Raw genomic sequence first — 24,123 nt, forward strand, 5'->3', positions numbered from 1 at the left:
ATCAATCCTCGGCGATCCGCCCGGCGTCGACCCGCAGTCGACGGTTCGTCTCGATGGCGGCCAGCATCCGCCGGTCGTGGGTGACCAGCAACAGCGTGCCCGGATAGCTGGCCAGCGCCGATTCGAGCTGCTCGATGGCGGGCAGGTCCAGGTGGTTGGTGGGCTCGTCGAGCACCAGCAGGTTGACCCCGCGCCCCTGGAGCAGGGCCAGTGCCGCACGGGTCCGCTCACCGGGGGAGAGGGTGGCCGCCGGCCGTGGCACGTGCGCCGCGCGCAGCCCGAACTTGGCCAGCAGGGTCCGCGCGTCCGCCGGCGACATCTCCGGTACGGCCGCCTGGAACGCGTCGATCAGCGGCGCGTCGCCGAGGAACAAACCCCGGGCCTGGTCCACCTCGCCGACCACCACCCCGGGTCCGAGTGAGGCGGTGCCCGCGTCCAGCGGCAGCCGGCCGAGCAGCGCGGCCAGCAGGGTGGACTTGCCCGAGCCGTTCGCCCCGGTCACCGCCACCCGGTCCGCCCAGTCGATCTGGAGGTCGATCGGGCCGAGGGTGAAGTCGCCCCGGCGTACCACCGCGCCGCGCAGCGTGGCCACGACGGCGCCGGCGCGGGGGGCGGCGGCGATCTCCATCCGCAGCTCCCACTCCTTGCGGGGCTCCTCCACCACGTCGAGCCGTTCGATCAGCCGCGCGGTCTGCTTGGCCTTGGCCGCCTGCTTCTCGCTGGCCTCGCTGCGGAACTTGCGACCGATCTTGTCGTTGTCGGTGGCCTTGCGCCGGGCGTTCTTGACGCCCTTCTCCATCCACGCACGCTGGGTACGAGCCCGCGCCTCCAGCCCGGCCCGGGTGTCGGCGTACTCCTCGAAGTCGGCGCGGGCGTGCCGCCGGGCCACCTCGCGCTCCTCCAGGTAGGCCGCGTAGCCGCCGCCGTAGTGGTGCACCTGCTGCTGCGGCAGATCCAGCTCCAGCACGCGGGTCACCGTGCGGGTGAGGAACTCCCGGTCGTGGCTGACCAGCACGGTGCCGGCGCGCAGCCCCGTGACGAACTCCTCCAGCCGCTCCAGCCCGGCCAGGTCCAGGTCGTTGGTCGGCTCGTCGAGCAGGAACACGTCGTAGCGGCTGAGCAGCAGCGAGGCCAGCCCGGCCCGGGCCGCCTGGCCTCCGGAGAGCCCGGTCGTCGGGTGGTCCAGGTCGATGGCGAGCCCCAGGTCGGCCGTCACCTGCTCGGCGCGTTCGTCCAGGTCCGCGCCGCCGAGGGCGAGCCAGCGCTCCAGCGTGTCGCCGTAGGCGTCATCGGCGCCCGCCGTCCCGGCGGTCAGCGCCTCGGTCGCGGCGTCCAGCGCCGCCTGCGCGGCGGTCACCCCGGTCCGCCGGGCCAGGAAGCCGCGCACCGTCTCGCCCGGTCGCCGGTCCGGCTCCTGCGGCAGGTGTCCGACGCTCGCGGAGGGCGGGCTGAGCGTGACACTGCCGGCTTCCACCGGCAGCAACCCGGCGAGGGTACGCAGCAGTGTCGACTTTCCGGCACCGTTCGGCCCGACCAGGCCGACCACGTCGCCGGGGGCGACCACCAGGTCCAATCCGGCGAAGAGTGGGCGGTCACCGTGCCCGGCGGCCAGGTCCTTGACGATCATCGTGGCGCTCATCAGGACGGCAGCCTATCCGGCCGCCCGCATATGACCGGCCGGCAGCGGGCAGACTCATCGACGTGGTGACCACACTGGCGATCGACTGCGGTGGCGGGGGCATCAAGGCGTCGGTGCTCGATGAGGCCGGCACGATGCGGGCCCGGCCGCTACGGGTGCCGACCCCGTACCCGTTGCCTCCTGCGCTGTTTGTCCAGACCCTGCTCGACCTGGGCGCTCGGCTGCCAACGCCGGACCGGCTGACGGTCGGCGTGCCCGGGATGATCCGGCACGGCGTGGTGGTGACCACACCGCACTACGTGACCCGCAGCGGCCCCCGTACCCGCGTCGACCCGGACCTGCTGGCCGAGTGGTCCGGCTGGGACGCGCGAGGCGCACTGGCCGAGGCGTTCGGGGTGCCGGCGCTGGTGCTCAACGACGCCGAGGTGCACGGTGCCGGGGTGGTCGCCGGCACCGGCTGCGAGCTGGTGCTGACCCTGGGTACCGGGCTGGGTAGCGCCCTCTTCGATGGCGGGGTGCTCGCCCCGCACCTGGAGCTGTCCCACGCGCCGGTGCGTTGGGGCACCACCTACGACACGTACGTGGGCGAGCCGGAGCGCCGCCGGCTCGGCGACGCCTTCTGGTCCCGGCGGATCCGCCAGGTCGTGGACGGGCTCCGCCCGGTGTTCCGCTGGGACCGGCTCTATCTGGGCGGGGGCAACTCCCGGCTGATTCGGCCTGAGCAACTGGCCCGGATGGGCGATGACGTGGTGGTGGTGCCGAACACCGCCGGGATCGTCGGTGGCGTCCGTGCCTGGGAGTTGGCCGCCGGGCGCCGGGACGCCCGCGCCTGACCCGCCGAGGGCCGGATTCGGCCCGATCTCAACCCGGGAACAGTCGCTAAACGGCCAGCGTTGTGCCAGCGTCGGAACAGGTGACGGCGCGACCCGAGGAGGTGGGCAGATGGATCTTCTGGCGGACTACCGGCGGGCGACCATGTTCTTCGAAACCGGTGACCCGAGCGGAGCGGCCCGACTGCTGGAGCCGATCGTGGACGCCGAACCCGGCAACGCGGCGGTACGGCAGCTGCTGGCCCGGGCCTACTTCCAGTCGGCCCAGCTCAGCCGGGCCGAGGAGCAGTTGCGGGAGCTGGTCGACCGGGACCCGAGCGACCACTACGCGCACCACGTGCTGGGGCGGACGCTGGAGCGGCTCAACCGGCACTCGGACGCGCTGCGACACCTGCGGATCGCTGCCGCGATGTACGCGGCCAACGACGACTACCGGGTCGCGCTGGAGCGGGTGGAGACCCGCGTGGGCGGCAGGCGCTGAGCGCGGACAGGTGACATGCACGGGGCGGCCCTTCGGGGTCGCCCCGTCATCGTGCGACGGGTGGGCCGACGGGCGTGCCTAGGATGGCGGACATGGGACCTGACCGGCCGGGGGCTGCGGCATGAAGCTCAAGCTGGATCTGCACGAGATCTTCAACAAGGGCCAGGACATCGACCGGGCGTTGCGCGGGATCATGGACGAGGCGGTGGCGAAGAAGGCCACCCTCGTGGAGATCATCCCTGGCAAGGGGTCGGGCCAGCTCAAGAAGCGGGTGCTGCGGTTCCTCGATCAGAAGGACGTCAAGCAGCTCTATCACCGGGTGGAGAAGGACTCCAAGAACTTCGGCCGGCTCTTCGTGCACTTTCGCTGGAAGTAGAAGCCCCGGCAGTACGGCGATCAGTTCCGCGTGCCGTAGCCGTCTTCGGTGGCGTCTGGCACAGTCGCGGTTGTGATCGACTGGCCGAGGACCCGGGCTGCGCTGAGCTGGACGGTGTTGGCATACACGTTCGTTGGTCTTGCCACTGCGCCGCTGGCGGCGGCACCCAGGCCCGCACACCCGGTGCCGTGCGAGGAGATCACCGGGGATCCAGCTTGGTTGGTCTGGGTGTTCCGCGAGACCGTGTGGCTCTCCCTCGCGTTCTCGCTGCCCCTGGCCGCCGTGGTGACGGCCGTGTTCGTTTGGCGAACTGGGCTGTCCAGCAAAGGCGCGGCAGCCCTCGGTGTCGGTGTCGGCCTCGTGCTGGCGGCAGCCACCGTCGGCTATTCCATAGCGGGCGCTACCTGCGGATACAACCTGGAGCGGGCTCACCCGTGACAGCAGAGAGCGTGGGCGGCGTTGATCCGTGACCACGACGGAGATCACGAGCCGGCGAGCTGACTCGGCGACGGCTCCTGTGACCTGTCGGGTCAGTGAGTCGTCGGCTCCGGGCGGGCACCGTGGCCGGTCGGGCGCCGGGACCAGCACTGCGGGCGCTGCCGGATGGCGAGCTCAAGTGCCTGATGGTCTGACTCGATCATTTCCCGGGCTATTCGACGCGCCATCTCCAGGCGGTCGGTCTGCCTGTCAAGATCCGTCGGGCCGGCGCCAGCCATATCGAACTCCTTGTCAGCGTTCGAACTAGTCGCATCATCCGTCAGGCCGGGGACTGTCACCATTCCCCGATCGGCGGAATCCAACCGCCGTACGGCTCTGTACGCCGTACCCCCGTTGCGCCGATGGTAGCGGTGTCCGCGCCACCCCATCCGGAACTGCGGAAACTGTTCGCGGCATGTGGCGCGGTCAATGTCGATGGCCCCGGCCCGGTTGCCGTCGGTCGGTACATTGCACGGTGCGCTGTCGTGGGGCGCGACATGTCCGGTGAGGGATCTTCGCAACAGGAGGACCGCCGTGCAGCAACCGAGGAAAACCGACCCGCTGTTCGTCGCCGTCGAATCCGAACTGATCACCCGAGCGGACGTCGCCGGGCTCGTCGCAGGGCGGCTGGCTGCCGTCCGGGTGCCGGGCCTGCTCTCCCCGGCCCGCTGTCACGCGATCACCGCCGCCCTCGCCGCCGCCCCGATGGACCGCTACGAGGAGCGCCGGGTGTTTCCGGTCGTCGCCAAGTTCGGCCCGGCCATCAACGACCACCGCGATGCCGGTGACCTGCGTGAGGACTACTGGGATGCGGCCCGCGCGGCCGAGAAGACCTGGTCCACGCTGGGCCTGTCGGACGCGCCGCGGGAGCTGTGCCTGGCCGCGTTCCGGGCCGCCTGGCCGGACGTCGCACCCGGGCGGCGGCAGCGGCGGGAGATGCACGTCGGCATCGTCCGCGAGATCAACGCCGGCCTCCAGGTGCACTTCGACGACGCCGTCCGGGAGTACGCCGGCCGACTGCTCGACACCGACGTGGTGGCCCAGTTGGCCTTCAACATCTACGTCCGCGTGCCGCCGGCCGGCGGCGAGACCGTGCTGTGGCGGCGGCGGTGGCAGCCGGACGACGAGGACCTGCGCGTTCCCGGCGGGTACGGCTATGACGAGTCGGTGACCGCCGACGCGCAGTCGTTGACGCTGCGACCCACGCTCGGCGAGGGCTTCCTGTTCGACCCGCGGCACTACCACACGGTGCGTCCCGCGACGGATGGCCGGCGGATCTCCATAGGATGTTTCGTCGGGCTCACCGACGACGGTCGACTGGCCCTCTGGTCGTAGCGAAGGGCGTTTTCCCATGGTGGACAGAAGCGACGTCGAGGCGGCTGCGGCGCTGGTCGAGGGGCGGGTCCGGGAAACCCCGGTGTTGACCATCGACGGTGCCGATCTGGGTGTGCCGGGGCAGCTCAGCCTCAAGCTGGAGTTGCACCAGCACACCGGCTCGTTCAAGCCGCGTGGCGCGTTCAACCGGATGCTCCAGGAGTCGCTGCCCTCGGCGGGGGTGATCGCCGCCTCGGGTGGCAACCACGGCCTCGCCGTCGCGTACGCGGCCCGCTCGCTGGGCGTGCCGGCGGAGGTCTTCGTGCCGGTCACCGCCTCGCCGGTGAAGGTGCAGCGGCTGGCCGGGCTGGGCGCCCAGGTGCGGCAGGTTGGCCAGCACTACGCCGAGGCGTTGGCGGCGAGCACCCAGCGGGCCGAGGAGACCGGCGCGCTGGTCGTGCACGCGTACGACCAGCCGGAGGTGGTGGCCGGTCAGGGCACCGTCGGCCGGGAGCTGGAACGGCAGTTGGACGGGATCGACACCGTGCTGGTGGCGGTCGGCGGCGGCGGGCTGGTGTCCGGCATCGCCACCTGGTTCGACGGGTCGGTACGCGTCGTCGCCGTCGAGCCCGAGCAGATCCCCACCCTGCACTCCGCCCTCAAGGCCGGCCGGCCGGTCGACATCGAGGTGGGCGGCATCGCCACGGACTCGTTGGGCGCCCGTCGGATCGGCGAGATCGCCTTCGACACCGCCCGCCGGACGGGGATGGTCTCCGTGCTGGTCCGCGACGAGGACCTGGTGCGGGCGCGCCGGCTGCTCTGGTCGGAGCTGCGGGTCGCCGCCGAGCTGGGCGGCGCCGCGGCGCTGGCCGCGCTGGTCGGTGGCGCGTACGTGCCGCAGGCGGGGGAGCGGGTGGCGTTGATCGTCTGCGGCGGCAACACCGACCCGAGCGACCTGGGCCCGGCCGCCCCGCACTGACCCCGACGCCTGTTGCGCCGAGCCGGGTGCCGGTCGTCGGTGCTCAGCGTCCGCCGGTGGGCCCGGCCGTGTCGTCGCCGTTGCGCAGGCGACGCAGCGCATGTTCCACCTGGAGAGTGTCCAGGTGGGTGTCTCCGAGCAGCCGCCGCCGGTCGGCCAGCAACTGCTCGTACGCCTCGATCGCCGGGTCGAGACGCCCGTCGAGCAGCAGGAGCGCGGCCAGGGTGGCCCGGATGGCGAGCACCTCGCTGCGGTCGGCGTGCCGAGGCTCCACGGTTGCCAGGGTGGCCCGCAGCTCCGTCTCCGCCTCGTCGAGCCGGCCCTGCTCCTGCATGCAGCGGGCCAGCGTGTGCCGGGCCTGCCAGGTCTCCGGCTGGTTGAGCGGCCAGGTGCGGTACCGGACCTCCAGGATGGCGTGCAGCATCTCCTCGGCCTCGGCGGCCCGGTGTTGGGCGAGCACGGCCAGCGCGAGGCTGTGCCGCACCACCATGGTGTCCCAGTGCTCCGGACCGCGGACCTGGTCTTCGGCAATGACGATCTGCCGCAGCTCCAGCTCGGCCTCCGGCCACTGACGCTGCGCCATGATCGCCTTGGTCAGCTTGTGCCGGCTGGCCAGCGTGTCGGCGTCGTCGCTGCCGAGCACCCTGGTCCGGTCCGCGATCACGTCGCGGAGCACCCGCTCGGCCATCTCCGGCTGGTTCCGCTCCAGCCAGGTGCGGCCCAGCTCGTGCCGCAGCGCCAGTACCTGGGGCCGGTCGCGCTCGTGGTCGTACGCGGCACAGCCGCGCACGATCGGGTCGAGAATGTCGAAGGCCGAGCCCGGCAGGCCGACCGCGATGAGGTAGCGGGCGGTGAGCCGGGCCAGCTCGAGCGCCCGGCGTACCGTCTCGGGGCCGTGTTTCTGCTGCTGCGGCACGAGGTATTCGCGGACCGCCTCGACCAGGTGCGGCACCAGCACGTCCCAGTTGGCCCAGACGGCCGAGTCGTCCGGGCTCTGCCCCTCGGTGGCGGCGAGCAGCAGCCTCATGACCAGCCCGTGGTACTCGGCGATCTGCTCGCGGACCTCGTCCCGGTCCCGGAACATCGCGTGCACCAGCGGGTGCAGCGACAACACGTGTGCGAAGGCCGGGTCGGTGACGTCCTCCCGGACGTCGAAGTCGACCAGGGCGAGGTCCCCGATGCCCTCCAGCACCTTCACCCGCTGCCGACCGGTCAGCCCTTCGAACAGTGGCGACCCGGCCAGGATGGCCGGCTTGAGCACCACCTCGTAGGGCACCGGGGAGATGCTCAGGCAGGCCAGCACGTTGAGCAGTGGGCGGCTCTGCTGGAGCTGGCGGCGGGCCAGCAGGTCCAGTGAGATGTCGTCGACCTCGCGGACGATCTCCAGGCCGAGTGACTCGTCGAGGTCGATGTCGGCGGCATCGCGCGGCGAGCGGAACCGGCGCTCCACCGCAGCCCGGTAGTCGGCGAAGGTGGTGATGGTGGAGGAGCCGCGCCAGACCGGGCTGGCGTTGACCGACCGGAGGTAGTTGCCGGCCGCGCGCAGGGCCAGCGGTAACCCGCCCAGCTCCCGGGCCAGCTCCCGGGCGTCGGCCAGGTCACCGGCCTGCGGGCCGGCCCGGTCGATCAGCACCTGCGCGCCGGCGTCGGCGTCGAGCGGGCGCACCTGGTGCAGAGTCGACCAGGTGCCCCAGGTGCTCCGGTTGCCGTCCCGGGTGGTCACCAGGACCATGCCGTCCTCGGCCTCCGGGCTGCGCAGCCAGCCGGTGCCGTCGGCAAGCACCCCGTCGGTGGGGCCGAGCGTGCCGGGCTCGTCCACGCTGTCGAAGATCAGCAGCCAGGGCTGCCCGGCCTGGTTGAGGTAGCGCCAGACCAGGTCCGTTGCGCTGATCATCCCGGCCCATGCCTGGTCGACCTGGGTTTCCGAGGCGCCGAGTTGGCTGACCACCTCGCGCATCCCCGAGTTGAGCCGGCCCGCCTGCACCCACCAGACGGTCCGCCCGTCCGAACGGGCACGGCGGGCGATCTCCAGGGCGACGTGGCTCTTACCAGAGCCGCCCATGCCGCAGAGGATGTGCACCGAGGCCCGATCCCCGGCGACCTCCCGTGGCTGCACGATTTCGTCGATCAGGTCATCCCGCCCGTGCAACGGGCAGTCCAGCCGCCCGAGCGGCGGGTCGACAGAGACCCGACTCGGCCGGTCGTAAGCCGGCCGGGGCACGCCGGCATCGTCGGGTGGAACGTCCGCAGTCAATGCGGTCCCCCTTCGGTGGCGAAATTGCGGCGGGGTAGGCGACAGAAAAGATCATGTCCAGCTGGTGGACAGTGGGAGGGATTGTCGCTCGCACCACGCCAACCGCAAGGATATCCACCACCGTACTGACTCGCACACTCTCCGTTTAGGTCACCCGCGTGACCGGAATCGGTGCCGCCATTTCCATTTCGCGATGGATTCGGGCCGATCCGCCGTACGGGACACTCGCCTGGCGCATCCACGATGGACGCATGAACTGGTCGCCACACCAGGCCGCCGTCGACTGGGGTTCCGTGCCGGACTGGTTTGGCGCGGTCGGCTCGATCGCCAGCGTCCTGTTCGTCTACCTTGGACTGCGCCGGGAGATCCGTGCCCGCCGGACCGACGAGCTGCGGGTCCGGGCCACCCAGGCCCGGCTGATCTCGGCGGTGGCCGAGATCCGGGGCAACTCAGTGCTCCGGGTGACCGTGGCCAACGAGAGCGACGCCCCGGTGCTGGACGTGACGGTGCTGCCGCGGCTCGTCCCGCCCGACGATCCGGAGGGCACGCCCACCGAGTTGGCCGCGGTGAAACAGGTACGCCGGATACACGGTCGGGACAGTCACGAACTGTTCGTCACCGTGACGGCGGAGCATCGGTTGCGCGCGGCCGACACCGTTCTGGTGGATCTCACGTACACCGATCACGACGGAAACCGCTGGCGGCGCAGCGGCGCCGGCCAACCCGAACCGGCGAGCTGACCGGATATCGCCGGACGGATCCGCAACGACGCCATGCGGCATTTCCGATCGGTACGCAGGGCCGGTGGCCCGCCGGAGAACTGGCTCCGCCGGACCACCGGCCCGTCCGTCACAGGGGATAGGTGCGGGCAACCGCCAGCATCTCGGAGCTGTGCGAGCCGACGACGCCGACGGCTGGCGGCCGGGGGCGGAAGCCGGGCAGCGCGTCCAGCCCGTCACTGGCGTCCATCGCCCGCAGCGCCACCTGCCCGGCGATCGGTCGCAGGGTCAGCGTGACCTCGATCCCCTCGGCCGGCGGGGCGTGGAAGACCAGCCCGAAGCCCCACCTGCCCGCGCGGGGCTCCACCGGCACCGACCGACCGGCCACCTCGGCCCGCAGCACTGTGGCGGTCGACGTGTCGACGTGCAGGGTGGCCAGCCGCGCCACCCGCTGCGGGGTGAGCCGCAGCCGCAGCGTGCGTTCGCCGCCCGCGACGCTGTCGGCCAACACCTCCAGCTTCGGCGCCGGCAGGCTCGCCGCCTGCGCCGGGCCGGCCCGCAGCTCACCATCGCCGAGCCCGGGGAATTCGTCCCCGACGTCGGTCACCCCGTCCACGTAGTCATCGGTCCACGGCTGCGGATCGGTCTCGTGGCTCAGCCAGCGGGCCTGGCCGGTGCCCGCGTCCATGGCGTACATCAGGTGGGTGGGCGCGGGGTGGGCGGCGTCGAAGCGGTCCACGGCCAGGCCGACCCCCGCGAGCACCACCGCCGCCACGGCGGCGGCCCCGGCCGGCAGCACCGCGAGCCGCCGGGCCCGCAGCGCCCGCATCCCGCGCTGGCCACCGGCCTGCGGATGCAGCAGGTCGACCACTGGCAGCGCGGCCAGGCCGAGCAGCACCGCGACCAGCGCGGCCACGCCGCCCATGGCCATTCCCAGCGCGGGGAAGAGCAGCACCACGGTCGGCAGCAGGATGACCACGCCGACCGCGCTGGCGGCGGTCACCGCCACCACCGGCCACGGCCCGGTCTGCCGGGTGCGCAGCGCGACCAGCCCGCCGAGGGCGCCAGCCAGCGCCGGCAGGCTGGTGAGGTACGCCCCGCCGGGCACCGCCACGGCGAGCAGCACCCCGAGCAGGGCCAGCCAGGCCAGCCCGCCGACGGCGAGCGCGGCCGGCCCGATCCGGCGGCGGGTCAGCGCGTACCAGGTGAACAGGATGGCGGCGGCGAGCGCCAGCACGGCCAACCGGAACCAGATCGGCCGGTACGGGTCGAGCAGTTCGGCGTACCCCGGCCGGATCGCGGTGATCGCCATCCAGAGCAGCTGTGCGGCGAGCGGCGCGGCCACGATCGGCACCAGGGCCAGCCCGAAGCCGGCGGCAAGCCGGCCGGTGCTGGCCCGACCCCGCCGACGGGTCAGCCAACCCAGCGCGGCCACCGCGAGCACCGCCAGCAGGGCCAGCGGCAGGGTGAGCCAGCCGGGGTAGCGGACCAGCCCGCCGGGGACCGGGAAGTAGGTGGCGTCGTTCCCGGAGCGTAGGTCGGTCAGGTCGGTGCGGCCGAACTCCCGGGCCAGACCCAGCGCGTTGTCCCCATGCTGCTGGAGGCTGCCCCGATCCATCGATGCCGGGGTGTCCAGTGGCGTGTGGTAGATCGCGCCACCGTCGATGTACGCCGAGTTCAGCCCGACGAACTTCCGGTCCAGGAACGCGGTGAAGTCGGTGTCGTTGGGCAGCGCGCGGTAGATCTCCACGGCGAACGAGGTGCCGACCGGGTGCGGGGCGGCGCGGCCGAAGACGTCCACCAGCTTCGCGTTGTTCCGGGACGTCTCGAACATGATCACGGGGCCGGTCGAGCCGCGCGCCTCCAGGTTGAGCACCACCCCACCGTTGGCGGCCAGCGGATGGCTGGCGGCGAACGCGGAGGCGCCGCAGAGGCACGCCTCCTCGGCGTCGGTCAGCACGAAGACGATGTCGTTGCGCGGCCGGGGGCCGGCCGCCAACGCCCGGGCGACCTCCAGAATGGCGGAGGTGCCGGCCGCGTCGTCGTTGCCGCCCGGCCCGGTCTGCACCGAGTCGTAGTGGGCGACCAGGAAGACCCGGCCCGTGGGGTCGGTGCCGGGCAGCCGGGCCACCACGTTGCGTACCCGGGCCAGGGTGGCCCCACCCGCCGCCCCGCTGAGTTGGCCGGCTTCCGGGGCGACGGTGTCCTGCACCTCGGTCTCCAGGCCCAGCCCGCGCAACTGCTGCTCGATGTGCGCGCGGACCTGGTCGTTGGCCGGGCTGCCGGCGACGTGCGACCGGGCTGCGATGACCTGGACGTCCTCGTACGCCCGGCTGGCGCTGAACGCGTCCGCCGGCGCGTCGGCCGACCTCGGCGCCGGGGTGCGCAGGTCCAGCAGGCCGCCGGCGCCGACGGCGACCAGCGCGACGAGGGCGGCCACGGCGGCCGCGAGCCGCCGGCGGGGCCGGGCCAGCGCACGATCGGCGAGGGGTACGTCCGGACCCGTGCGGGCCGGCCTGCCCTTCGTGACGGGGGTGGGGGGTGCGCCCACGGGAACTCCTCGGGGGTGGTGGGGCCTGGGGTGGCACCATCCTGCCCCTCCGCGGCTCGGGGTGGGACGGCCGGACGTCCTGGCCTCCACCGCCGCCCGGTTTGTCCTTCGCGGGCAGTGATCCGGCCCATTGCCGGTCGCGCCGAGGCCATCGTGTTGTGTCCGACCGTTGTCTAATACAGGATCAGCAGGGCACTCGGAAGGAGCCCGACATCACCAGCGATCTCCCGCGCCTCGCGGCGGTGACCCGGCCGCACCGGGGAGCCGGCCTGGCCGGTTCCCCCGTTGTGCCGTACCCGCACGGCGGCCTGTCGAGGCACGCCAACCTGCCGCCGGGCGAGCGGTTGCGCGTGCTGCTGGTGGAGGACGACGAGGGTGACGCCTTCCTCGTCGGTGAGCTGCTCGCCGAGACGAACTCGATGATCGACCTGCTGATCGCCAGCAGCCTCAGCGAGGCGCGGCAACGGATCAGCAACGTCGACTGTGTCCTGCTCGACCTGGGCCTGCCGGACGCGCAGGGGCTGGACGGGCTGCGCCAGGTGCTGGAGATGTCCAGCGGCGCGGCGGTCTGCGTGCTCACCGGCCGCTCGGACGAGCACCTCGGCATCGTGGCGGTCGCCGAGGGCGCGCAGGACTACCTGGTCAAGGGCCAGGTCGACGGGGTGCTGCTGACCCGGGCGCTGCGCTACGCGGTGGAGCGCAAACGCGCCGACGAGAACGCCCGCCGGCTGCGCGAGGTCGAGCTGCGCCAGGCCGAGTCGGCTCGGCTCGAACGCGGCCTGCTGCCCCAGCCACTGATGACGACCGACCAGGTGGCGGTGCACACCTTCTACCGGCCCGGCCGGCACGCCGCGCTGATCGGCGGCGACTTCTTCGACGTGGTGCAGACCAGCCCGGACCGTCTCTACCTGATCGTCGGGGACGTCTGCGGGCACGGCGTGGACGAGGCCGCGCTCGGCGTCGAGCTGCGGGTGGCCTGGCGGGCACTGGTGCTCGCCGGCGTACCGGACGACGAGGTGCTGCCCGCGCTGGAGCAGGTGCTGATGAGCGAGCGCCGGCTCCAGGAGATCTTCGCGACGGTGGCCACCGCCCGACTGGACCTGGACGCCAACCGGGCCACCGTCCGACTCGCCGGGCATCCGCCGCCGCTGCTGCTCTCCGGCGGCCGGGTCGTTCCGGTGCCCGCGCCCGGCGGCCTGCTGCTGGGCGTACGACCCCGCCGGCCGATCGCCTACGACCTGGAGTTCGACACCGATGACTGGTCCCTGCTGATGTACACCGACGGCCTGATCGAGGGGCGGGTGGGCACGAGCAACGAGCGGCTCGACGTGCCGGGTCTGAGCGGGCTGCTCGATGAGCCGGCGAACCGCCAGGTGCCGCTGCCCGAGCTGCCGGCGTGGCTGGTCGGCCGGGCCGAGCAGATCAACGGTGGCCCGCTCGCCGACGACGTTGCCATGCTGCTGGTCAGCCGGGGCGGTGGCCGGTGACGCCGGTGGTCGGCGGCTGGAGCCTGCGCCGCCGGGTCATCACCCTGCTCACCGTCGTTGGCGTGCTGCTGATCGGCCTGGCCGCCGCCGAGGCGGCGATGGCGGCCCGCAACCGCACCCAGATCGACGCCATCCTGAACAAGACCGGCCCGCTGCGGGTGCAGGCGCAGGAACTGCTCAACGCGGTGCTCGACCAGGAGACGGGGGTCCGCGGGTACGCGGTCAGCGGTGACCCGGCCGACCTTGAGCCGTACCGGGCGGGGCTCGACCAGGAGAAGGACCTCGTCGCCTCGATGCGGACGCTGCTCGATGACTATCCACAGATCGGCCAGGAGCTGCGGACCGTCGAGGAGCGTGCCGAGCAGTGGCGGCAGGTGGTGGCGGAGCCGGTGATCACCACCACCGACCAGCGCGGCACCACCGCCGGCCAGGCGTTGGTCAACGACCAGGCCCGGCAGCAGTTCGACCAGGTCCGGTCGGCGGTCGGCGACCTTCAGCAGGAGATCCTGACCGCCCGGGAAGAGTCCGCCGCCGCCGTGCGTAGCAGCAGCAACGTGCTGGTCGTGCTCCTGATCATCGCCGCGTTGGTGGTGGTCGTCGCCGGCACGGTGCTGCTGCTCTCCCTGGACCGGATGGTGATCCGGCCACTCGTCGGGCTGGCCGACCAGGTCCGCGAGGTCGCCGACGGCGACTACCAGCACGGCATCGCCACCACCGGCCCGCCGGAGTTCATCCGGCTCGCTGAGGACGTGGACGCGATGCGCCAGAAGATCGCCTCCGACCTGGCCGAGGTGCGGGAGGCTCGCGAGCGCATCGAGTGGGTCAACACCCAGCTCCAGAAGCAGGCCGAGGAGCTCACCCGGTCCAACCGCGACCTGGAGCAGTTCGCGTACGTGGCCTCACACGACCTCCAGGAGCCGCTGCGCAAGGTGGCCAGCTTCTGTCAGCTGCTCCAGCGCCGCTACGCCGGGCAGCTCGACGAGCGGGCCGACCAGTACATCGCCTTCGCGGTGGACGGCGCGCAGCGGATGCAGCGGCTGATCAACGACCTGCTCGCGTTCTCCCGGATCGGCCGGCTCACCGCGGGCTTCGTCGACGTCGACCTCAACAAGGTGATGGGCGACGTGGCCGGCCAGACCGAGGCCGCCCGGCAGTACGCCGACGCCGAGCTGACCTGGACCGAGCTGCCGGTGATCCGGGGCGAAGAGCCGCTGCTCACCAACCTGCTGGCCAACCTGGTCAGCAACTCGATCAAGTTCCGCCGCCCGGACGTGCCGCCGAAGGTGCACGTCTCGGCCCGGCTGGTCGGGACCGAGTGGGAGATCACCTGCCAGGACAACGGCATCGGGATCGAGCCGGAGTTCGCCGACAAGATCTTCGTGATCTTCCAGCGGCTGCACTCGAAGGATGCGTACCCGGGCACCGGCATCGGGTTGGCCATCGCCAAGAAGATCGTGGAATACCACGGCGGCCGGGTCTGGGTGGACACCGACGTGCCGGAGGGCACCGCCATCCGGTTCACCCTGCCAGCGCTGCCCGAGGCCATCGAGGCGGCCGCCACGGCCGCCGAGACGCCGGAGCAGCCGCCGGTCGAGGGTGACGCTACGGGCGAATCCGAGCCCTCGGCCGAGACGCCGCCCGCGCTGCCGGAGCAGTCCGCCGAGGCGGACCGGCCGGACCGGGCCGACGGGTCCCGGGAAAGCGGTAGAACGGGTGACATGAGGGAGACGGTGGGATGACCGCGCCAGCGGACGGCAAGAGCCCGATCGAGGTCCTGCTCGTGGAGGACGATCCGGGTGACGTGTTGATGACCCAGGAGGCGTTCGAGGAGCACAAGCTGCGCAACCGGCTGACCGTCGTGTCCGACGGCGCCGAGGCGCTCGCCTACCTGCGGCAGGAGGGCCAGTACGCCGACGCGGTGATGCCCGACCTGATCCTGCTCGACCTCAACCTGCCGCGCCGGGACGGCCGGGAGGTGCTGGAAGAGATCAAGAAGGACGAGGAACTGCGCCGGATCCCGGTGGTGGTGCTCACCACCTCGCAGGCCGACGAGGACATCCTACGCAGCTACCAGCTGCACGCCAACGCCTACGTGACCAAGCCGGTGGACTTCGAGCGCTTCATCTCGGTGGTCCGCCAGATCGACGAGTTCTTCGTCAGCGTGGTCAAGCTGCCGCCGCGTGGCTGACACCCTGCTCGACGACGTCAGTGACCTGCTCCGGGAGGCCGCCGACCAGATCGTGCTGCCGCTGTTCCGCAAGCTCGACGAGGCGGACGTGTCGGAGAAGGCGCCCGGCGAGGTGGTCACCATCGCCGACCGCCGGGCCGAGGAGCTGATCTCCGCGAGGCTGCGCCGGCTGCGGCCGGGCTCGATGGTGGTCGGTGAGGAGGGCGTCGCCGACGATCCAGGGCTGCTGCGGCACCTGCGCGACGGCGGGGACGTCTGGCTGGTGGACCCGATCGACGGCACCGCCAACTTCGCCGCCGGCCGCCGGCCGTTCGCGCTGATGGTGGCGCTGCTGACCGACGGGCGGCTGACCGCCGGCTGGATCCTCGACCCGATGGCCGAGACCCTGGCTGCCGGCTGGGCCGACGACGGCACCCTGCTCAACGGTCGGCCGGTGGGCGGCGCGGTCGGGGTGCCGCCGCTGGGCGAGCTGCGCGGCGCGGCCATGACCCGGTTCCTGCCACCGGAGGCCCGGGACCGGGTCCGCGCCGGCGGCCGGCGGCTCGGCGAGTTGCTGCCCGGCCAGCACTGCGCCGGCCGCGAGTACCTGGACATCCTCACCGGCGAGCAGCAGTTCACCCTCTTCTGGCGCACCCTGCCGTGGGACCACGCCCCAGGCGCCCTGCTGGTCCGCGCGGCCGGTGGCGTTGCCCGCCGGTTCGACGGCGTCGACTATCACCCTGCCGGCGAGGGGCGAGGCCTGCTCGTCGCGGCCAACGAGCAGGTCTGGGCCGAGGTGCACGACGCCCTGCTCGGCTCCTGATCCACGCAGTCCGCGACGGTGGCAGCACGCTGCGTCGACACCGGAGCGGCGGGGCGGGCACGGGGCTGGTCACCGGCGCTCGTTCCGGTATCGTGACCGGCGGTCTCCGCCAGCAGGCCGCCGATCGGCGCCGGCGGGGACGCCGCCGTGCAGTGGAGTTCACCGGGGGCCGGCGGTCGACGGAAGGACGCTTTCGTGCCCAGGACCAGGCTCAGTCAGCTGCTCGCTCTGCTCGCTACCGTCACGCTGGTGCTCGCCGGTGGTGCGGTGCCCGCGTACGCGGAGCCCGGTGAGGGCGGCAGCAAGAAGCTGCAGGACGCGCTGGAGCTGACCGCCAAGGGCCACATCGAGGCCAAGGCCAAGCTGGACAACTCCAAGCGCCGGCAGACCGCCCTCAGCGGCGAGCTGACCACCGTCGAAGCCCGGCTGGTCGGGCTCACCGCCCAGGTTGGCGAGGTGGCCGCGCAGTCGTACCGGGTCGGTCGGCTCACCCCGGCGTCGATGCTGCTCAACACCGCCACGCCGCAGGCGTTCCTGCAACGCGCTTCCGACCTCGACCTGATGGCGCAGCGGGACAGCAAGCGGCTGCGCGATCTCGCCGACGCCCGGCAGCAGGCGCAGCAGGCCAAGGTCGCCATCGACGCCGAGGTCCGCGAGCAGCAGAAGCAGCTCGCCGTGATGGCGAAGAAGAAGAAGGAGGCCGAGGCGGCGCTCGCCGAGGTCAGCTCGGGCAGCAGCAACGGTTTCAGCGGCGGCAGCTCCGCCTCGGCGAAGCCGGCGCCGCGCAACCCCGACGGTTCCTGGCCGTCGGAGTCCTGCTCGGTGGACGACCCGACCACCTCCGGCTGCATCACCCCCCGCACCCTCAACGCGCTCAAGCAGACCCAGGCGGCCGGCTACAAGCGGTACGTCTCCTGCAAACGCGAGGGTGGCGGCGGTGAGCACCCGAAGGGGCGGGCCTGCGACTTCGCGGCTGCCACCAACGGCTTCGAGGACCGCAACGCGACCGGCGGCGACAAGGCGTACGGGGACAGCCTGGCCGCCTGGCACGTGCGCAACGCCGACCGGCTGGGCGTGCTCTACGTGATCTGGTACCGGCAGATCTGGCACCCCGGCACCGGCTGGCGCTCGTACAGCGGCAGCGGCAGCCCGGCAGCGAGCCACACGAACCATGTTCATCTCTCGATGTACTGACCCGGAGCACCAGCTTCGCTGCGTACCATCGCGACGATGAGCTCCCCACCGTCCGACGTGGCGGCCCCGCCGGCGTCCTCGGCCTCGTCCGTGCCCATCACCGGCCGGGCGCTGCCCAACGGCCTGGCCGCCTTTCTGGTCTTCTTCTCCAGCGGCGCCGTACTGGTGCTGGAGACCGTCGCGCTGCGCCTGGTCGGCCCGTACGTCGGGGTGACCCTCCAGGTGACCAGCTCGGTTATCGGCATCGCGCTGGCCGCGATCGCGTACGGGGCGTGGTCCGGTGGCTGGTTGGCCGACCGGCGCAACCCGCGGGGTCTGCTGGCGCCGGCGCTGGTGCTGGCCGGCATCGCCACCGCGATCACCCTGCCGGTGGTCCGGTACGCCGGTGAGGTGCTGCGCGGCGGTGCGGCGACCGCCATCCTGCTGCTGGTGGCGCTGGCCGTGTTCGTGCCGGCGGCGCTGCTGGCGGCGGTCACCCCGCTGGTGGTGAAGCTCCAGCTCGCCGACCTGCGCCGGACCGGCCAGGTGGTCGGGCGGCTGTCCGGGATCGGCACGCTGGGCGGCATCACCGCCACCCTGCTCACCGGCTTCGTGCTGGTCGCCGCGCTACCCAGCACGGTGATCCTGCTCGCGCTGGCGATCGCGCTCGGTCTGGCCGGCATCGGCCTCGGCTGGTACCTGCGCCGGCAGGCGCCCACCGAGCTGCCCGGTCCGGCCCGGGCCCGGGCCGCGCTGGCCGTGCTCGGCCTGGTCGGGGCGGGGCTGACCACCGTGGCGCCGAACCCGTGCGACATCGAGACGGCGTACCACTGCGCCCGGGTGACGTCCGACCCGGACCGGCCCAGCGGGCGCACGCTGCTGCTCAACTCGGCCCAGCACTCGTACGTGGACCTGGCCGACCCGAAGCACCTGGAGTACGCGTACACGAAGTGGATCGGCGCGGTCGCCGACGTGGCCGCGCCGGCCGGACAGCGGTTGGACGCGCTGCACCTGGGCGGCGGCGGGTTCACCGTGCCGCGCTACCTGACCGCCACCCGGCCGGGCACCGACAACGTGGTGTTCGAGATCGACGGCGGGCTGGTCGAGCTGGGCGAGCGGGAGTTGGGCGTACGCCCGGGGCCGGAGCTGCGGGCGGTGGTGGGTGACGCCCGGATGCTGGTCGTGGGTGAGCCGACGGACAGCCGTGACCTGGTGGTCGGCGACGCGTTCGGCCACCTGGTGGTGCCGTGGCACCTGGCCACCCGCGAAATGGCCGCCGAGGTCCGGCGGGTGACCCGCCCCGGTGGGGTGTACGTGCAGAACGTCATCGACTATCCGCCGCTGCGGTTCATCCGCGCGGAGCTGGCCACGGTGGCCGCCGAGTTCGAGCACATCGCGTTGATCGCCCCGCCGGAGGCGCTCGCCGAGGAGCAGGGCGCCAACTTCCTCATCGTCGCCTCCGACGCGCCACTGCCGCTGGCCGCCGTCCGCGCCCGGCTGGACGAGGTCGATCGGCAGGTGAGCCTGCTGTCCGGCCCGGAGCTGACGGATTTCATCGGTGCCGCGTTGGTGCTGACCGACGACTACGCCCCGGTGGACCAACTGCTGGCGACCGCCTGAACGGGTGACATTCCTGACCGATTCCGATACTTGAGGTGTAGCCGGGCCCCGTGCGGGCAACAACGGCCACCATGGGTGGTGAGGACCGGAACAGCGCGCAACTCCTCGATGAGCGGTACCGGCTCGTCGAGCAGCTCGGCGCGGGCGGCATGTCGGTGGTCTGGCGGGGCTACGACGAGGTGCTCGGCCGCCAGGTCGCGGTGAAGGTGCTGGCCTCCCGGCTGGCCAGCGACCGGGCCTTCCGGCACCGGATCCGGATCGAGGCGCAGGCCGCCGCGCGGCTCTGCCACCCGCACATCACCAACGTGTACGACTACGGCGAGTCCCAACAGGTCGGCCTGACCGTGCCGTACGTGGTGATGGAGCTGGTCGACGGCGGTTCGCTGGCCAACCGGCTGGGCCGGGAAGGCCGCCTGCCCTGGCGGGAGGCGGTGACCGTCGGCGCGGAGGTCAGCTCCGCGCTCGCCACCGCGCACGCCCGCGGCGTGGTGCACCGCGACGTCACCCCGGGCAACGTGATGCTCACCTCGACCGGGGTCAAGGTGGTCGACTTCGGTATCTCCGCGCTGGTGGGGGAGAGCGAGAAGGGCCCGGACGGGACACTGCTGGGCACGCCCGCGTACCTCGCACCGGAGCGGCTGGACAACGGCCAGGTCTCCCCGGCCACCGACGTGTACGCCGTGGGGCTGCTGCTCTACCGGATGCTCACCGGCCGGCTGCCGTGGCAGGCCAGCACGACCACGCAGATGCTGCGCGCGCACATGTACAACGAACCGGAGCCGATGCAGGCCGTGCCGGGGCTGCCCGACGAGGTGACCGACCTGGTGCGGCGCTGCCTGGCCAAGCAACCCGGGGACCGGCCGGCCACCGCCGAGCTGGCCCGCACCCTCGCCGACGCGGCCGGAATGCTGGCGGCGGTGCCGGTCTCGCCGGCCGCCGGACCGCTGGACCCGGCCGCGCTGGCCAGCGCGGGCACCACGATCCTGCCCTGGTCGGCGGAGACCGACGCGCTGCCGCTGTCCCGTACCCGCAACCGGATCCGGCGGGCGAACCGGCGCCGGCGGGTGGAGGCCGGAGTGGCCGCCGCCAGCCTGATCGCCGTCACCGGGGCGCTGTGGGGGTTCACCTCGCGCAGCCCGGCCAGCGGTGAGGACCGGCCGCCGACCGAGGCCCGGATGGGTCTGCCGAAGGCGGCGCCCTGCGAGGTGGCGTACGCGCTGCGTGCGGACTCCGGCAAGGACTTCGCCGCCGAGCTGACCCTGACCAACACCGGGGGCAGCGAGCTGCGTGACTGGACGATGAGCTTCACCTTTCCCGGTCAGCAGACGGTGACGAAGGCGGAGCCGACCCCGGTGCACCAGCAGGGGCGCACGGTCCTGATCCGGCCGGCGGCCCAGCGCGCCACGTTGGCGCCCGGCGCGGCCGAGAAGCTCACCCTGGCCGGGAAGTACAGCGGGGCGAACCCGCTGCCGGTGGAGTTCCGGCTCGGCGACGCGACCTGCGGGGTACGGGTCTCCGGGGTGGCCGGCACGGCTCCGTCCACCGCCCCGCCGAAGAAGCCGGCCACGAAGGCCCCGGCGAAGGCGGCGACGGTCCGTGGCGGCTCGGGTTCGGGCAGTGGCACGACGAAGACCAAGCCCGCGAAGCCCAGCAAGGGCAAGGGTGGCGGTTCGGGAAAAGCGGAAAAGTGACCAAGGGTCACGGCGGCGGGAAGAAGTGGGCCGCTCAGCGCTGCCCCGCGAACCGTTGCACCTGGTCGATCCCGCCCTCCACGACCAGCACCACACCCTCGGACAGCGCCATGCTGTCGGAGGCGTACCGGAAGCGCTCGCCCGGCAGCTTCGCGCCGACCACCCGGACCCCGTAGCGCTCCTCCGGACGCAGGTCGAGCAGGGTCCGCCCGACCAGGGACTCCGGCACCCGGACAGTGGCGACCGCGAAGTCGTCGTCGAACTCGATGAAGTCGAGCAGCCGGCTGACGATCAGGTGCGCCACCCGATCGCCGGTCTCCGCCTCGGGGAAGATCACGTGGTGTGCACCGACCGACGACAAGATCTTGGCGTGCTTCTGCGAGGTCGCCCGCGCCCAGATCTGCGGCAGGCCCAGCTCGACCAGCGCCAGCACGGTGAGGACGCTCGCCTCCACCGAAGCCCCGATGGCCACCACCGCCCGCCCGAAGCTGGCAACGCCGAGCTGCCGCAGCGCCCCCTCCTCGGTCGCGTCGGCCTGGACGACCCGGTCGAGCTGAGCCGACCAGCGCTGGACCTGTTCCGGGTTGCGGTCGATGGCCAGCACCTCGCGGTCCATCCGGCTCAGCGACCCCGCCAGGTGGCAGCCGAACCGACCCAGCCCGATCACCACGACGCCGCGGCCGTCCGCGCGTCTAGCTGACACCTCGACCCTCCTTGCTGCTAACCGACAACGGGTTGTTCCTGGGGGTAGCGGTAGAGCCGGCGCCGGGTGTTCAGGGCGATCGCCGAACCGAGGGTGAGCGGCCCGACCCGGCCGATGAACATCAACACGGTCAGGGTCAGTTGGCCGCTGGCCGGCAGCGTGCCGGCCAGCCCGATGGTCAGGCCGGTGGTGCTGAAGGCGGAGGTGACCTCGAACAGGGCCGCGACGAAGCGGACCCCCTCGGTGAGCAGCAGCAGGGTCATCGTCCCGGCCGTGACCAGCGCGACGCTGAGCAGGGCCACGGTGATGGCCTGTCGCTGGCTGGCGGTGGCCACCCGGCGGTGCCCGACCGTCACGTCGGGCTCGCCGCGCAGCTCCGCCCAGAGGGTGAACGCCAGCAGAAAGAACGTCGAGACCTTGATCCCGCCGGCTGTACTGGCGCTGCCGCCGCCGATGAACATCAGCACGATCAGTAGCGGATAGCTCTCCTCCTGCAGCGCGGTGGTGTCCAGGACGCTGATGCCCCCGGTGCGGCTCAGCGCGATCTGGGTGAACGACGCGAGCGCCTTGCCCCGGACGTCGTACGGCCCGATGGTGCCGTCGTTGGTCCACTCGGCGGCGAGCAGGCCGGCGAAGCCGAGCAGCAGCAGCACGGCGCTGCCCCAGATGGTCAGCTTGGTGGCCACCGCCCAGCGCGTCGGCTGCCGCCACTCGCGGACCGCCTCGAACAGGGCGGGGAACCCGAGCCCACCGACGATCGCGCCGAACGCCAGCGGCAGCGACACCCACGGGTCGCGGTCGAAGGCCAGCAGACCGTCGGAGTAGAGCGCGAAGCCACCGTTGTTGAACGCCTGGACGGCGTGGAAGACGCCCGACCAGAGGGCGCGCCCGGGTGGGTAGTCGTAGGCCAGCCACAGCCGGCCGGCGACCAGCGCGGTCATCACCGCCTCGCAGGCGAAGACGGTCACCGCGATCCGGCGCAGCAGCCGCCCCACGTCACCGATGCCGAACTCCGCCGTCTCGGCCTGCACCAGTAGCCGGTTACGCAGCCCGAGCTGGCGGGAGACCACCAGGATGACCAGCGCCGCGACGGTGAGGATGCCGAGGCCGCCGAGCTGGGTGAGCAGGGTGATCACCAACAGTCCGCCGCCGGACCAGTAGTTGGGGGTGTCGGTGACGGCCATGCCGGTGACCGACACGGCGGAGGTGGCGGTGAAGAGCGCGGTGACCAGGGGTGGGCGCTGGTGGTCGACGGTCGCCCAGCGCGTCATCAGCAGCCCGGTGCCGAGCAGGATCGGCACCAGGAACCCGAACGGCACCAGCCGCACGGGGTTGCGGAGAAACCGGCGCACCAGACAATCTTCCTTTTCCGTGTCATCAGGGGAGTGGGAACGCTCATTCCGGAGATTCATCTGCCGGCCAGTCACCGACCAACTCCCGGTCAATCGAAGCCGATCTGCTGAAGCGGTTCCCCCGACGACAGGAGACGGCGTTGCGACGTACCCTCTCGACCCTCGGCCTGGCCGGCGTGTTGCTCGCCGCCGCCTTGGCAGTACCGACCATCGCCACCGCCGACCCGGCGGCCAAGACGGACCGCTCCCGGGCGTCCGACCGGCCGATCGTGATCGGTCACCGTGGCGCGAGCGGCTACCGGCCGGAGCACACCCTGGAGGCGTACCAGCTGGCGATCCGGATGGGCGCCGACTACGTCGAGCCGGACCTGGTCTCCACCTCCGACGGCATCCTGGTCGCCCGGCACGAGAACGAGATCTCGGGTACCACCGACGTGTCGGCGCACCCGGAATTCGCCGCCCGCAAGGCGACGAAGACCATCGACGGTGTCGCGGTCACCGGCTGGTTCACCGAGGACTTCACCCTGGCCGAGCTGAAGACACTGCGGGCCAAGGAGCGGCTGCCGCAGGTCCGGGTTGCGAACACCGCGTTCGACGGTCGCTTCGAGGTGCCCACTCTCCAGGAGGTCATCGACCTGGCCCGTGCCGAGGGGCGGGCACGGGGCCGCACGATCGGCATCTACCCGGAGACCAAGCACCCGAGCTACTTCGCCTCGATCGGGCTGCCGCTGGAGGAGCCGCTGGTCCGGGTGCTCCGGCAGAACAAGCTGACCAACCGCAACGCGCCGGTCTTCATCCAGTCGTTCGAGACGGCCAACCTGCGCAAGCTGAACCGGATGATCGACGTCAACCTGGTCCAGTTGCTCGACGCCACCGGCCGCCCGTACGACTTCACCGTCGCCGGTGACGCCCGTAGCTACCAGGACCTGGCCAAGCCGGCCGGGCTGAAGTGGATCGCCGCGTACGCCGACGGCATCGGGGCGAACAAGAACCTGATCGTGCCCCGGGACGCGGCCGGCGCGCTGCTCGCCCCGACCACGGTGGTGCGCGACGCGCACCGGGAGCGGCTGCTCGTGCACTCCTGGACGTTCCGCGCGGAGAACCAGTTCCTGCCGGTGGACTTCCGGATCGGTACCGACCCGAACGGGCGCGGCGACATCACCGCGGAGTACGAGCTCTTCCTCGGTCTGGGCCTGGACGGTGTCTTCACCGACCAGCCGGACACCGCCGTCGCCGCCCGCGCCGGTCTCGCCGAGAGCTGACCCGGCCCGGAGCTGATCGGCTCCGAGCCGTACCGCCGGGCTGATCCGCGCCTGGCTCGCAGGCTGGCCCGTCGTCCGTCACCCGGACGGCGGGCCAGCGGCACCTCCACCCCGGGCCACCCACGCTCACCGACGGCCCGCTCGCAAGATCGCCCCGGGCTCGCGGATGGCGCGCGACGACACAGGGCTCGGGCGGTCCGTGGGGGTGCGGGCCATCGGGCGACC

At 72.3% G+C, this 24,123-nt stretch carries 20 protein-coding genes; 15 read left to right on the forward strand and 5 right to left on the reverse strand.

Going from position 1 to position 24,123, the window contains the following annotated elements:
• Position 1: 1 nt before the first annotated feature.
• Positions 2-1,639 (reverse strand): ABC-F family ATP-binding cassette domain-containing protein, encoded by a 1,638-nt coding sequence (locus tag OG990_RS32655; RefSeq protein WP_406078203.1) that lies wholly within the window; start codon positions 1,637-1,639, stop codon positions 2-4.
• A 62-nt stretch (positions 1,640-1,701) separates the two neighbouring features.
• On the opposite strand from OG990_RS32655, the gene OG990_RS32660 reads away from it, so the two are divergent.
• From OG990_RS32660 to OG990_RS32685, 6 genes are all read left to right on the forward strand, one after another.
• Positions 1,702-2,472 carry an ROK family protein gene (locus OG990_RS32660; RefSeq protein WP_328420713.1) on the forward strand — a complete coding sequence of 257 codons (771 nt, stop codon included), beginning with the start codon at positions 1,702-1,704 and terminating at the stop codon, positions 2,470-2,472.
• Between the two features lie 109 nt (positions 2,473-2,581).
• A complete protein-coding gene (locus OG990_RS32665) occupies positions 2,582-2,950 on the forward strand; it encodes a tetratricopeptide repeat protein (RefSeq protein ID WP_406078204.1) in 369 nt (122 codons plus the stop codon).
• 121 nt (positions 2,951-3,071) lie between these two features.
• Entirely contained in the window at positions 3,072-3,326 is a 255-nt protein-coding gene (locus OG990_RS32670; protein ID WP_007465523.1) for a Smr/MutS family protein, read from the forward strand.
• Positions 3,327-3,398: 72 nt separating this feature from the next.
• Positions 3,399-3,764 (forward strand): hypothetical protein, encoded by a 366-nt coding sequence (locus tag OG990_RS32675; protein ID WP_406078205.1) that lies wholly within the window; start codon positions 3,399-3,401, stop codon positions 3,762-3,764.
• 573 nt (positions 3,765-4,337) lie between these two features.
• On the forward strand, positions 4,338-5,138 hold the full coding sequence (locus OG990_RS32680; RefSeq protein ID WP_406078206.1) for a hypothetical protein: 801 nt from the start codon (positions 4,338-4,340) through the stop codon (positions 5,136-5,138).
• 16 nt (positions 5,139-5,154) lie between these two features.
• On the forward strand, positions 5,155-6,096 hold the full coding sequence (locus OG990_RS32685) for a threonine/serine dehydratase (RefSeq protein WP_406078207.1): 942 nt from the start codon (positions 5,155-5,157) through the stop codon (positions 6,094-6,096).
• 43 nt (positions 6,097-6,139) lie between these two features.
• Here the strand turns inward: OG990_RS32685 and OG990_RS32690 are convergent, their stop codons facing one another.
• On the reverse strand, positions 6,140-8,317 hold the full coding sequence (locus tag OG990_RS32690; RefSeq protein ID WP_406078208.1) for a tetratricopeptide repeat protein: 2,178 nt from the start codon (positions 8,315-8,317) through the stop codon (positions 6,140-6,142).
• 284 nt (positions 8,318-8,601) lie between these two features.
• Between OG990_RS32690 and OG990_RS32695 the strand changes: the two genes are divergently transcribed.
• Positions 8,602-9,090, forward strand: coding sequence for a hypothetical protein (locus OG990_RS32695; RefSeq protein WP_328420701.1), 489 nt, complete (start codon positions 8,602-8,604; stop codon positions 9,088-9,090).
• Between the two features lie 109 nt (positions 9,091-9,199).
• Here the strand turns inward: OG990_RS32695 and OG990_RS32700 are convergent, their stop codons facing one another.
• Complete coding sequence (locus OG990_RS32700; RefSeq protein WP_406078209.1) at positions 9,200-11,620, reverse strand: M28 family peptidase; 2,421 nt, start codon at positions 11,618-11,620, stop codon at positions 9,200-9,202.
• 242 nt (positions 11,621-11,862) lie between these two features.
• Here OG990_RS32700 and OG990_RS32705 point away from each other — a divergent pair, with 242 nt between their 5' ends.
• The 7 genes from OG990_RS32705 (at position 11,863) to OG990_RS32735 (ending at position 20,581) form a co-directional block, all read left to right on the forward strand.
• The gene (locus OG990_RS32705) at positions 11,863-13,107 is read left to right on the forward strand and encodes a fused response regulator/phosphatase (RefSeq protein ID WP_328420699.1); all 1,245 of its coding nucleotides are present in this window, start codon (positions 11,863-11,865) and stop codon (positions 13,105-13,107) included.
• Complete coding sequence (locus OG990_RS32710; protein ID WP_328420697.1) at positions 13,104-14,846, forward strand: CHASE3 domain-containing protein; 1,743 nt, start codon at positions 13,104-13,106, stop codon at positions 14,844-14,846. Before OG990_RS32705 ends, OG990_RS32710 begins: the two co-directional genes overlap by 4 nt.
• Positions 14,843-15,295, forward strand: coding sequence for a response regulator (locus tag OG990_RS32715; protein ID WP_328420695.1), 453 nt, complete (start codon positions 14,843-14,845; stop codon positions 15,293-15,295). The genes OG990_RS32710 and OG990_RS32715 overlap by 4 nt, the downstream gene beginning before the upstream one ends.
• The gene (locus OG990_RS32720) at positions 15,288-16,097 is read left to right on the forward strand and encodes an inositol monophosphatase family protein (RefSeq protein WP_386987953.1); all 810 of its coding nucleotides are present in this window, start codon (positions 15,288-15,290) and stop codon (positions 16,095-16,097) included. The genes OG990_RS32715 and OG990_RS32720 overlap by 8 nt, the downstream gene beginning before the upstream one ends.
• Positions 16,098-16,316: 219 nt before the next feature.
• On the forward strand, positions 16,317-17,291 hold the full coding sequence (locus tag OG990_RS32725; RefSeq protein ID WP_355602007.1) for a hypothetical protein: 975 nt from the start codon (positions 16,317-16,319) through the stop codon (positions 17,289-17,291).
• Positions 17,292-17,327: 36 nt separating this feature from the next.
• Positions 17,328-18,890: a fused MFS/spermidine synthase gene (locus OG990_RS32730; protein ID WP_406078210.1), complete on the forward strand. Its 1,563-nt coding sequence runs from the start codon at positions 17,328-17,330 to the stop codon at positions 18,888-18,890.
• Between the two features lie 71 nt (positions 18,891-18,961).
• Positions 18,962-20,581 (forward strand): protein kinase domain-containing protein, encoded by a 1,620-nt coding sequence (locus OG990_RS32735; RefSeq protein ID WP_406081960.1) that lies wholly within the window; start codon positions 18,962-18,964, stop codon positions 20,579-20,581.
• A 34-nt stretch (positions 20,582-20,615) separates the two neighbouring features.
• Here the strand turns inward: OG990_RS32735 and OG990_RS32740 are convergent, their stop codons facing one another.
• Entirely contained in the window at positions 20,616-21,284 is a 669-nt protein-coding gene (locus OG990_RS32740; protein WP_406078211.1) for a potassium channel family protein, read from the reverse strand.
• 17 nt (positions 21,285-21,301) lie between these two features.
• Positions 21,302-22,636, reverse strand: coding sequence for a TrkH family potassium uptake protein (locus OG990_RS32745; protein ID WP_406078212.1), 1,335 nt, complete (start codon positions 22,634-22,636; stop codon positions 21,302-21,304).
• 140 nt (positions 22,637-22,776) lie between these two features.
• Here OG990_RS32745 and OG990_RS32750 point away from each other — a divergent pair, with 140 nt between their 5' ends.
• Positions 22,777-23,898 (forward strand): glycerophosphodiester phosphodiesterase, encoded by a 1,122-nt coding sequence (locus OG990_RS32750; RefSeq protein ID WP_406078213.1) that lies wholly within the window; start codon positions 22,777-22,779, stop codon positions 23,896-23,898.
• The last annotated feature ends 225 nt before the right edge of the window (positions 23,899-24,123 follow it).

It is taken from the genome of Micromonospora sp. NBC_00858 (assembly GCF_045207365.1).
Lineage (GTDB): Bacteria > Actinomycetota > Actinomycetes > Mycobacteriales > Micromonosporaceae > Micromonospora.